Origin of the sequence: Dawidia cretensis, assembly GCF_018598175.1 — a bacterium.
Lineage (GTDB): Bacteria > Bacteroidota > Bacteroidia > Cytophagales > Cyclobacteriaceae > Ohtaekwangia > Ohtaekwangia cretensis.
Window position 1 is genome coordinate 80,351 of record NZ_JAHESE010000002.1, and the last position, 12,019, is coordinate 92,369.

Here is a 12,019-nt window from a genome sequence, read left to right on the forward strand (position 1 = left end):
CTGGAGGCACGTGGTTCTGGTTTTTCTGTATTCGCCGTCCGTTTTTGAGTCATGGTATCTCGAATTCGTACAGGCCGATTTAAGAAATCCTTTGTTCCAGCGTAATTGTCAGGGGCTTTGCATGGCATCGTTCTTGCCGACAGATTACCGAGCAAAGCCTCAAACACCTAATCCTGCTTGCCATGTTTAAGAACTACTTTAAGATCGCGCTGAGAAACCTGGTGCACAACAAAAGCTTTTCAAGCATTAATATCATTGGGCTCTCCATCGGTATGACGTGCTGCCTGATCATCTTTCAGTACGTTTCTTTTGAATCCGGTTTTGATAGCTTTCACGAAAAGAAGGATGATCTATATCGCGTGACCCAGACCTATGTGCGCAAGGGCGAGGTTATGGGTACGGGCGCTTATACAGCACAGGCTTTGATGACCGCGCTCCAGGAAGGTGTACCCGAGATTGTAAACGTCACCCGCGTTCATCCCGAAAATGCCATTGTATCAAGTACTGTCGCACCCGACAGGGTGTTCGAGGAAGATAGAGCGCTGTATGTCGACGCGGCTTTTCTCCAGATGTTTTCATTCCCGATGGCATCGGGCAATGCAGGACGTGACCTTCGTCCGGGAACAGTACTGCTGTCGGAAACTGCCGCAAGAAAATATTTTGACGGGCTCTCGGCGGTAGGTCAGACGCTGGAGGTAACAGGGAATGTTGAGAAAAGTTTCACCGTGTCGGGTGTCTTCCGCGACGTTCCGTCCAACTCTCATCTGCAGTTTGATATGCTGCTTCCCATGGAGGACTTGCTAAAGACTGAAGATTATGCGCACGAACCGGAGGGTGGCTGGAGCTGGAACAACTTCACCACGTACATTGAGCTTCATCCCGGTGCAGACCGGGCGGTAGTGGATGGCAAGATGACCGAAGTATATATAAAGCATCGCGGTGAGTTTCTGCGGCAGCAGGGTGCGTCGGCAGCCTTCCGCGGTCAACCACTTTCCGACATTCACCTCAATTCGGAAATTAACGGGACTGACAACATTGTAACCGGAAGCTATAAAACCGTGTATTTCTTCCTGGTGATTGGCCTGATCACGCTCGTGATTGCACTCGTGAATTATATTAACCTTGCTACGGCCCGCGCACTAAATCGCTCACGCGAGGTGGGAGTGCGTAAGGCTGTTGGCGCAAAACGTCAGCAGCTCATTATCCAGTTTCTGTGCGAATCGGCCTTCACCAATGTGTGTGCGCTATTGATTGCTCTGGCCCTTACCTCGATGCTTCTACCTATGGTGAATAGCATCGCCGACGTGCAGCTGGCTGTTGAGCAGTGGCTTGAGCCTCCTTTTCTGCTGGCGATTGGCGCCACCCTGCTTTCAGGCACCCTGCTTGCAGGGCTTTATCCGGCTTTTGTGTTATCATCGTTCCGTCCTGCCACCGTGCTGAAAGGCAAAGGCTCCTCTGTATCAGCGCACGTTTGGTTACGCAAAGGCTTAGTGATTACCCAGTTTTCTGCGTGCATTGTATTGATTGCAGGGACAGCAATTGTATATAATCAGCTGGACTTCATGCGTAGCCTGGATCTCGGGCTCAAACTGGAACAGGTGATTGCTGTTCAGGCACCGCGTGTACTCAGCGAAGGCGTCGACCGCCCGTCAGCCATGCAAACATTTCTTACGCAAATCCGGGAGATGCCCGGCGTTGAACAGACGGCAATGTCATCAACCCTGCCGGGCAAAGGCTTTAATTGGAACGGTGCTTCCATCCGGAATGCAACGGAGGATCCTGCCGCTGCATTGCGGGGTGTGGCAACGTATATCGATTCAGCTTTTGCATCGCTTTACGGGCTACAGCTTGTTGCAGGTAAAGACTTCAGCCAGATCACACTGCAGGAAGATGGTGAAGGTTCACCCTGGCTGGTGATTGTCAACGAAACAACGTCCAAAAATCTGGGTTATGCCAGCGCCGCCAGTGCTGTTGACGAGCTGCTCGACATCGGCGGAAACGAGGCACGGATCATCGGAGTTTATAGGGACTTCAACTGGTCCTCTGCGCACCAGGCGCAACAGAACATCGTGTTCGGCCGAACGCCCGCGGGACGCGAGGTGTCGGTTCGTCTGGCGGCAAGGGATTATGCCGTTGTGATCGATAAGATCCAATCTGTTTATACGTCGATGTTCCCGGGCAATCTGTTTCATTATAGCTTCGTGGACGAAACATTTGATCTTCAGTATCGGAATGATCAGCGTTTTGCAAAGCTGTTTAGCATTTTTGCCGGCATGGCAATCTTTATTGCGTGTCTGGGCCTGTTCGGGCTTGTAGCCTTCACAGCCCAGCAGCGAACAAAGGAAATCGGGATGCGGAAAGTCCTTGGGGCATCGGTGACAGGCATCGTGGCGTTGCTAAGTAAGGACTTCCTCAAGCTGGTGATCGTTGGGTTTGTGCTGGCAGTACCGGTGACCATTTATATTATGAATCAATGGCTTGCCAACTTTGCATATCGGACAGAGATCAGCATTGGCACGTTCGTGCTGTCAGGTGCGCTCGCCCTGCTTATCGCCCTTCTAACTGTGAGCTGGCAGTCCTTTAAGGCTGCTACAGCCAATCCCGTGAAGAGCTTACGTAGCGAGTAAGCTGAAAGCGAGAATCGATTTTAAAAATGCAACTTACGTATATCGTTGACGTGTTAATGTTCAGAAAAACGATGTCTGAAGACGTCGATGCATATAAAACATCTGAGATTTTACAGCCATTACGGGCATCCAAGTATATAGCGCTGGAATGTAGCTGAATTTTTGGCGAGCCCAGTTGGCCGGCGTAAGCGTTCGATTAGTAGCTTTTACCCTGATCAGGGTTTCTTTTAAAAACATATTTACCTTCCTCATATAGTATACTGTGTTGCCAGGTTTGTGCTAAAGATTGCGGCTAAAAAATAGCCAAGTTCTTTCCCGGGCCTTTGGACAGCAACTAAGCCCATGAGCATAAAACGCCATCGGATTTGCATCGATTTGGCGGCAGTTTGCGCTGTTCCCTTGTCCGAAAGGCTAAAAGTCTCCGTGTATCTATGTTTAAAACCGTTGATTTAAAACGTTTGTATAGAATCTTCCGGTGATGGTTAATAGAAGTTTTTTCACTGGAAGTTGAGAACTTTTATAATACATATTCGGGGTGTGAGCATGAAAAGCTGCTCCGCGACGGTAGCTGCATGTTGTATTGCAAAGCCGTTACGATGCTGGGCATTTACGGGCGTGGTGAAAATGTCATCGGCCGGGTGAAACTGTGATTCTTTTGCTATGATGAAAACTAACGTATTGTTGTCGATTTGCTGCCTCTTTCTCTTTTGCCTGGCAGCGCAGGGCCAGCAAATTTCTAAAGAAGAACTCGTTTTTCTAACGCCGGAATGGAAAGGAGAGCGGTATACCGATGGAAGGCCGAAAGTTCCAGATGCGATTCTCGAGCGAATGCAGCTTGTGACGTTGGAAGAAGCGTGGGCGGTGCTTCGCAACGAAAACTACAAACATCAATACGATGACGGATGGGTAATGATCAATCCCGATAGCGTGCTTGTTGGTAGAGCAGTCACGGCTACGTTTATGCCCGGCAGGCCGGACATTCATAAGGTGATTGATGACCGCGGACACAACCGTGATAAGAGGATCAAATCACAAAATTCATGGCCAATCGACCTGCTAACAAAGCGCGATGTATATGTCGTAGACCAATTTGGCGCGCACGAGGACGGCCCGACTATCGGTGACAACCTGGGCAACTCCATTTTTGCGAAGACGGGCAACGGTATCGTGTATAATGGTGCAGTGCGCGATATCAACGGGCTTAAAGAAATCGGATCCTTTACGTCTCTTTTCCGGAGTTACCATCCGTCGCATCACCTGAATGATCCCAAAGGGCAACTCAATACGACGTTGGTTGGTATCAATACGCCGACGCGCATTGGAAAGGCAACGGTCATGGCAGGCGATGTTGTACTGGGAAGAGATGGTGGAGTTGTTTTTATTCCGGCACACCTGGCCGAAAAGGTAGTGAAGACTTCCGAGATCGTACGACTTCGTGATATGTTTGGTCATCAGCGCTTGCGCGAACAGAAGTATACGCCGGGTGAAATTGATTCGCGATGGTCGGACGAAATCGAAAAGGATTTTTCGAAATGGTTAACTAGTAATATCGATACGCTACCGGTGCCCAAAGAACAAATTCAGGAACTGCTAAAGCAACGCACGTGGTAGTGCGCCCTATAAATCTTATATACATGAAAAATATTTCGTCGAGAAGAGCCTTTTTTAAGAAGGCCATTACCACCGGGGCTGCGGTGTCTGCGGCAGGCGCGTTGTTTGGAACTGGCCTGGTGCAGGCGGCAGATCGAAACCCGATGTATTCAAAGCCAGCCGATCTGAAGATTACCGAAGTTCAGTGCGCCTTTATACGATTTGGACATGGGCTCTTCGTGAAAATACACACCAATCAGGGTATCTATGGTTGTGGCGAAGGGGTCGATGCCGTGGCCGGCACCTACCACTTTGTCAAGATGCTTGAGCGAAGATTGAAAGGCAAAAACCCCTTGAATGTACACCGCTTATTCGACGATCTGCGCAAGTCGGGCGTCTTTGAAGGCGCACAATCCGGTATGTTTGTGGCCGTATTGTCGGCCATCGAAACGGCGCTATGGGATATCATGGGAAAGGCGCTCGGCGTTCCGGTATACCAGTTGCTGGGCGGGAAGTTTCGCGACAAAATCCGGGTGTACTGCGATACCGCCTTGTATCAGCAGAATCTGCCAACGCCCGACGATTTTGCGAAGGTGGCGTTAGAGGCTAAGAATATGGGATTTACAGCCATCAAGTTTGATCTTGATCAGCGGAACGATCCCAACAAGTATGATCTGTACAATTGGACGGCCAGCCCCGGAGAACTGACGCGGATGGTTGATCAGGTGACGGCGGCGCGCCAGGCGGTAGGCCCCAATATCGATATATGCTGCGATATGCACGGGCGATATGATACCATCACGGGGCAACAAGTTGCCAGGCGACTGGAGTCGCTTAACCTGATGTGGTTGGAAGAGCCGATTCCGGCGGAGAACCCGGAAGCATACAAAATTATATCCGACGCCACGGCAACGCCCATCTGTGCAGGCGAAAACCTTTTCCTGGCGTATGGTTTCAGAAGGCTGCTCGAGATCGGCGCAGTGGACATCATCATGCCCGACCTCCAGAAAGTCGGCGGATTAGGTGAAGGCCAGCGCATCGCGAATCTGGCTAACCTGTACTATGTTCCTTTCGCGCCACATATGGTTGCCTCATTTTTAGGCGCCATGGCATCGTGCCACGTTTGTGCTTCTGTCCCTAACTTTATGATTTTGGAGTGGCAATCTTACTTTCACACAGACCCGATGTTTAAAGATATCGTTACGTTTGACGGCCCCATGGTCGAGAATGGATTCATTACAGTTTCTGAAAAGCCTGGTATCGGTGTAGATATTAATGTGGAAGGAATGAAGAAGTATGCCACGGAAGGCTACCCATTCTTTAAATAGCAGTATGAATTGCTGGCGGCGACGTTGCGTCAGCTATTTAGATGTAATACGTCTTCGATATATATTTCCATGTTTTGCCGCGGCACTGGGATCGATAACCCTGTGCCGTTTTTTTTGGATATGCCCGTCTAAAACGCCATCGCAATCGTGTGTAATATTCAACGGTGTATGTTATTGGAAGTATGACAGGGGGGTGACCGATATCTTCGTTACCGTGGCCTTGCCGAATGGTCATGTCAATTCTTAACCCTAACCTAGTAAACATGCTAAAACATTACTTAATCGTTTTGATTGGTGCACTTTGTATAGTGTGTCCTCATACGTCAGCCCTCGGCAGCGGATCGCGGGTTGCAGGTTCGTTCCTACCGCCGCCACAGCAGCAAACGATTCGTGGGACTGTAATGGACGAGAACGGCGTTGTTTTTCCCGGTGTCAATGTGGTTGTGCAAGGTACTGCAATCGGTACGGTGACCAACTCCGATGGAATGTATTCACTGGACATTCCCGCAGGAGCAGCAACACTTGTTTTTTCATTTGTCGGATATATCGCGCAGTCGGTGCCGATCGATGGAAAAGCCACTATTGATGTTGCGCTTACCCCCGACGTGGCGTCCTTAGGCGAAGTGGTGATAACCGCGTTAGGTATTCAGAAGGAATCGAAGAAGCTTGGTTACGCCGTTGAAACGGTGCAGATGGATGCACTCCAGAAAAACAGAACAATCAATGTAGGAGAATCGCTGGAAGGTAAAGTTGCCGGACTGGATATCTCGCCGCCGTCTTCGGGGGCTGGAGCCAGTACAAAAATCCGTCTGCGCGGTCAATCTGGCTTCGCAGGGGCGAATAACTCACCGCTTATCGTGATCAACGGTCTTCCCATGGATCAAGGCGCCCAGAGCGCCAATGGCAACGATTCACGCGATCGGGGTGACAATCTTCAGATCGTCAATCCGGACGATATCGAAAGTATGACCGTATTGAAAGGCGCGACGGCGGCGGCGTTATATGGCTCACGTGCGGCAAACGGTGCTGTGATCATCACGACAAAATCAGGCAGGAATAGCCACGGCGTCGGGGTGGAGCTTAATTCTAATTATACGCTCGGTCGGGTCATGGACTTTACCGAATTTCAACACGAGTTTGGGCAAGGTCAATTGGGTAACAGACCGACTACACAAGGCAACGCCGTGTCCACCGGCATGTTGGGCTGGGGCGCAAGGCTGGATGGCGAACCAACGATCAATTTTGATGGCCAAATGAGGCCCTACACGGCCAACCCAAACCGGATCAAAGAATTCTTTCGCGACGCCCGGACATTCGCCAATACGGTGGCAGTCTCAGGGGGTGGCGCCAACGGTAATTTTAGACTTTCCTATTCAAAAACAGATGCTGAAGGGATCACGCCGGATAATACCTATTCCAAGGATATCGCTAACCTCGGGCTTCAACAGAATGTCACCGACCGGCTGAGCGTTGCCGCGAACATCAACTTCTCGCACGAGATCAACAAGAACCCGCCGCAGGTAGGTGTACAAGGACCCGGCGCAGCCAACTTTCTATACCGGATGTCCACCTCGGTTCCGCTGAGCGCATTGGAGGAAAGTGCTGTTGCACCGAATGGTACGGAAACACCAACGTCCGGATTTCAGACAACGCTGATCAATCCGTACTTCCAGATGGGACGGCAGTTCTTTAAGAACAAGAAAGACCGCTTTCTGGGTACGGCCACCGTGCGCTATAAGCTAACAGACTGGTTGTTTATACAAGGACGGTATAACTATGACTATGGTGTAGGGTTGACGGAGTTCAATACCCCCACGGGTATGGGAACATCTACCCCATACAATGCCGCAGGCACCGCTTTCAATGGTACATATGACGCCAACGACGCACAAGGCACGCAGGTGAATACCGATTTCCTGCTGGGCGCAAATAAGGAGTTCGGTAATTTTTCTGTTGACGCCAGCGTCGGGGAAATATCTTCAAACGCAGCAATCGCACGGCTAACCTGAGTGTGCGCGAGTTTACCATACGTGATATTTATTCATTTGCCAATGGTGTCATCAAAACGAACGTCGATGATACGCGGCTTACCGACTATACTATTTCCCGTGACCAGGTCAATTCATTGTACGGGTTGCTGGAGTTGGGGTATAAAGGAATGTTATACTTGAACATTACCGGCAGGCAGGACTGGTTCTCGGTATTAAATCCTGAAAATAACAGCGAGTTTTATCCTTCCGTATCGGGTAGCTTCGTTTTCTCGGAAATTTTGCCTGAGGCCGAGTGGTTGTCGTATGGTAAGCTGCGGGGCTCGTGGGCGCGCGTGGGAAGCGCCAACGGCGTATCTCCTTACGAGGGTACCTTACTTTATGGGTTGGTGCAAAATCAATTTAACGGTCAGACGCTCGGAACCATTCCCAGCACAACCTCTCCGAACCGGTCGCTTACCCCGTTCACGGTGACAGAAAAAGAACTCGGTCTGGAGGCAAGGCTTTTCAACAGTAAAGTCAGGTTGGATATAGCAGCCTATGAAAAAATTACCACGGACCAGATTCTCAATGTCCAGGTTTCCAACGCCTCCGGCTACCTCGATACAAAACGCAATATCGGATCGCTGCAAAATCGCGGCATGGAGCTCATGGTAGAGGTTGTGCCGGTTCAATACACCAATTTTAAATGGACGACTTCTTTTAACACGGCGCTGAATACAACGGAAGTGCTCGCCCTGGCCCCCGGTGTGAACAGGTTTACCGTGCAATCATTTTCCGGCAATGAGTTCATCGGGTCGCTGGTATATGAAGTCGGGCTACCGCTCAATCAGCTTTCCGCCCGCACGTATCAGCGGAATGAGAACGGGCAAATCGTAGTAAATGATAATGGAACGTTGATAGCGACTGCACAAAATGTGAATTTTGGAAGCGCGCTTCCCAAGTGGACGGGCGGCTGGGTGAACACCCTGTCGTATAAAAACCTGAGCTTGATGGTACATGTCGATTTCAAAGCTGGCGGTAAGATCCTTTCTTCAACAGCCTTGAATGGGTTACGACAGGGCCATACCAAAGCGTCCCTGGTGGGCCGACGCGAAGGCGAAACGGGGGTGGTATTCGACGCTGTATATGCCAACGGTGAAAGAAATACCAGCGCGGTGAACCCACAGGACTTTTACACCGGTTACCGCAATGCGCAGATTGCCGATCCATTCATCTTTAAATCAGACTTTGTCAAACTGAGAAATATAATGCTCAGTTATGATTTGACCTCGTGGGTAAAAAACCGCGTGAAGTTTATCCAGGGACTTGCATTGTCAGCGTCTTGCCGTAACGTGGCGATTCTGTATAAAGATCTGGCTGATCTGGATCCGGAAGCGTTTGCGTCTTCCGGTGATAACAGGGTAGGGTATGAGCAGACTTCGCTGCCTACGACGCGTAACTACAGCATTAACCTGAATGTTAAATTCTAAGAAAACTGACTATGAGAAAATATATAATTCTTTTGGTATCTGTGACTATCCTCGGTTTTGGGGGATGTGATAACGGCTTTGAGGAAATGAACAAGAATCCATACGGCGTTACAAAAATTAGCCCGGCATTGCTGTTTGCTAATGCCGTGCGGACCACCCACACCGGGTCGTGGGAAGGCGAGCAGACCATTGTACAACAATTTTTAAATGCCTACGATCTTGGCGCTACTTCCGGGTTTAATTTCAACCTGGATAACAACAATTTCAATAACCTCAAATGGAACGCTAATTATGAAAATACCATTAAGTTACTTGTTCAGGCGATTGCGCTGGCGAAGGAAGAGCCGCAGGCGAACGTGAACCTGATGAGTATGATGCGTATCTGGAAGGCTCACGTGTTTATGACCTTAGTGGATACGTACGGCGATGTGCCATATTACGCTGCCGGCGGAGCGTATATAGAGCAGAATTTTTTTCCTGTATATGATGATGACGAAGAAATATATGAGGATTTATACCGTGAGTTGACGGCAGCATCGATTGCGTTGGATCCCGCGGGCAGCTATGTTCCAGAGGATTTGTTGTATGGGTTTTCTTCGGCCACGCCTGCTGTCACGGCCGACGTTCAGGCAGGAAAATGGAAAAAGCTGGCCAACTCGCTATTGCTGCGGCTGGGCATGCGGTATTCGAAGATCAATCCCGGCAAGGGCAAGGATATTGTCGCTGAGGCCGTCAATACGGGTGTGATGGAAACGAACGCCGACAATGCCTACCTGCGGTTTACTACCGTATATCCCAACCAGCTTAACCAGGGACCACGAACTATTAATCCACGTTACTATTATTTGGCCGAGCCATTCGTTGATCAACTGAAGGCTACAGACGATCCGCGGGCTAAATATATCTGGGGCAAGTATTCCGAGCCGAACGATGCTCCGAATGCAATTCCCGATGTTTCCCCCGCAAACCAGGTCGGCTTCCCCGTGGGGTATAACCAAAATACAATCACGGAGCATCCGGATTACCAGGGAACCGCAGGCCAGGGCTTCAACTACTCGCAGCTCAATTTTAGTGTCGTAGGCAGTGCCATTGCCCCTATACTCTTTGTTACAAACGCACAGACAAAGTTGTTGATGGCAGAGGCTGCTCACCTGGGATGGATCGATGGATCCGCGCAGCAGTATTACGACGAAGGTGTACGCGCAAGCATGGATGAATGGTCGCTTTATCCGAATACGCCGGACGTTGCCATCACACCGGAAGAGCAGGATGATTACCTGTCGCTTCCCGAAGTGGCCTTTAACACGAACGATGCGCTGGAGCTGATCAATACACAATATTGGATCGCAAATGTCGCGAACGGTGCCGAAGCATTTGCCAATTTCAGACGAAGCGGATTTCCAACGCTAACGCCCAATGCAGCCAACGGAGGGCTTGGCGGCGACGGCTTCGCGCGGCGTATGGCCTATCCGGACGATGAAAGTTCGGAGAATGAAACCAGCTATCAGGACGCTGCGCTGGCCATCGGTGGCGACAACCTCACTACCCGCGTGTTTTGGGATAACCCTTAGACGCTTCCTGATGTTCTTACACATGTAATAGTCCTAAAAGCTATAGTATCGGCGGAGTATACGGATTTTTATGATTCCGGCATATTCCGCCTTTATCGTATCAACAACCTATACGGCTGCTTCACATCAGATAGTTGAGGCACAGGACACCCAGAAGCCCGACGACCGATACAATTGATTCCATGACCGTCCAGGAGCGTAGCGTGTCCGTTATTGTCAATCCGAAATACTCTTTAAACAGCCAGAATGCTGTATCGTTGACATGCGAACAAAACAGACTTCCTGCGCCGATGGATAGCACCATGAGATTGGGATCGACTCCCACCTGCAAAGCAAGCGGCGAGAGAATGCCGGCGGCCGTCAGGCCTGCGATTGTGGCCGAGCCAAGCGCTATCCGAAGGCCGGCGGCGACCAGCCATGCGAGGAGCAGGGGAGGTAATGGCCAGCTTTTTAGACCTGTGGCCAGTACGGTGCTCACGCCACTATCGACGAATATCTGCTTTAAAATGCCGGCACTGCCGATGATGAGCAGAATCATCGAAATGTCTTTGACCGCGTCGGCATAGACTGCCATGATCTGGGAAATCTTTTTGCCGCTGCGGATGCCCAGCGTGTACGTGCTGATCACAATTGTCAGCGCCATGGCGATATTGGGGTCTGCAAAAAATGCGAAGATGTTTTGTGCCGAATCATTGGGGCTATATATTTTCTCAAGTACTGTTGCCGTAGCGATGGTGATGACCGGAAGTAACGACGACACAAAACTGTTGACGACACCGGGCAAATCGTCGTCATCGGTTGTTGCACAAAGGCTCACGGTTGGATCAGAGGAGGCGATGCGTTTCAATGATCGGGCAAAAAGCGGGCCGGCAATGATGATCGCCGGAATCGCGATGATAATGCCGTAGCTAAAGGTCGTGGCCATGTCGGCGTGAAACTGCATCACGAGCGCCATGGGCGAAGGATGGGGGGGAAGGAAGCCATGCATGACGGACAGGGAGGCAAGCATGGGAAGGCCGATGTACACCAGCGGAAGCTTATAACGATAGGCTACTGAGAAAATAATCGGCATGAGTAACACAAAACCTACGTTGTAGTATAAGGGTATTCCGACCAGGAAGCCGGTGAATGCCATCGCCCAGACCAGATGACGTGTTCCAAACAGACGCTGCATCGTGTCGGCAATGCGTTGTGCTGCCCCGCTTTCGGCCACGAGCTTACCGAGCATGGCGCCCAGCACAATGACGATCACCAGAGACCCCAGCGTATTGCCTATGCCTGTAGTAACAGATTGTGAAATTCTGCTTAACGGCATTTTTAGCACCACGCCCGAAAGTATGGACACGCCGAGAAACGCCAGGAATGGATTGATCTTGCCCCAGGTTATCAACAAGACTAAGCAGCCCACACAGGCGAACAGAATGAAAAATGTCATCGGTAGGT

At 50.4% G+C, this 12,019-nt stretch carries 7 protein-coding genes; 6 read left to right on the forward strand and 1 reads right to left on the reverse strand.

The genetic code is table 11. The features are described from left to right. The first annotated feature begins 182 nt into the window (after positions 1–182). The 6 genes from KK062_RS03945 (at position 183) to KK062_RS03970 (ending at position 10,576) form a co-directional block, all read left to right on the forward strand. Positions 183–2,627 (forward strand): ABC transporter permease, encoded by a 2,445-nt coding sequence (locus tag KK062_RS03945; RefSeq protein ID WP_254082949.1) that lies wholly within the window; start codon positions 183–185, stop codon positions 2,625–2,627. A gap of 663 nt (positions 2,628–3,290) precedes the next feature. Then, complete coding sequence (locus tag KK062_RS03950; RefSeq protein WP_254083197.1) at positions 3,291–4,238, forward strand: RraA family protein; 948 nt, start codon at positions 3,291–3,293, stop codon at positions 4,236–4,238. A 23-nt stretch (positions 4,239–4,261) separates the two neighbouring features. After that, complete coding sequence (locus KK062_RS03955) at positions 4,262–5,545, forward strand: mandelate racemase/muconate lactonizing enzyme family protein (protein WP_254082950.1); 1,284 nt, start codon at positions 4,262–4,264, stop codon at positions 5,543–5,545. A 263-nt stretch (positions 5,546–5,808) separates the two neighbouring features. Beyond that, positions 5,809–7,554, forward strand: a complete 1,746-nt coding sequence (locus tag KK062_RS03960; RefSeq protein WP_254082951.1) for a SusC/RagA family TonB-linked outer membrane protein — start codon at positions 5,809–5,811, stop codon at positions 7,552–7,554. A gap of 2 nt (positions 7,555–7,556) precedes the next feature. Then, complete coding sequence (locus KK062_RS03965; protein WP_254082952.1) at positions 7,557–9,005, forward strand: SusC/RagA family TonB-linked outer membrane protein; 1,449 nt, start codon at positions 7,557–7,559, stop codon at positions 9,003–9,005. 86 nt (positions 9,006–9,091) lie between these two features. Further along, positions 9,092–10,576 (forward strand): SusD/RagB family nutrient-binding outer membrane lipoprotein, encoded by a 1,485-nt coding sequence (locus tag KK062_RS03970; RefSeq protein WP_254082953.1) that lies wholly within the window; start codon positions 9,092–9,094, stop codon positions 10,574–10,576. Positions 10,577–10,697: 121 nt separating this feature from the next. On the opposite strand, the gene KK062_RS03975 is transcribed toward KK062_RS03970, so the two are convergent. Next, positions 10,698–12,011 carry a GntT/GntP/DsdX family permease gene (locus KK062_RS03975; protein ID WP_254082954.1) on the reverse strand — a complete coding sequence of 438 codons (1,314 nt, stop codon included), beginning with the start codon at positions 12,009–12,011 and terminating at the stop codon, positions 10,698–10,700. Between the last annotated feature and the right edge of the window lie 8 nt (positions 12,012–12,019).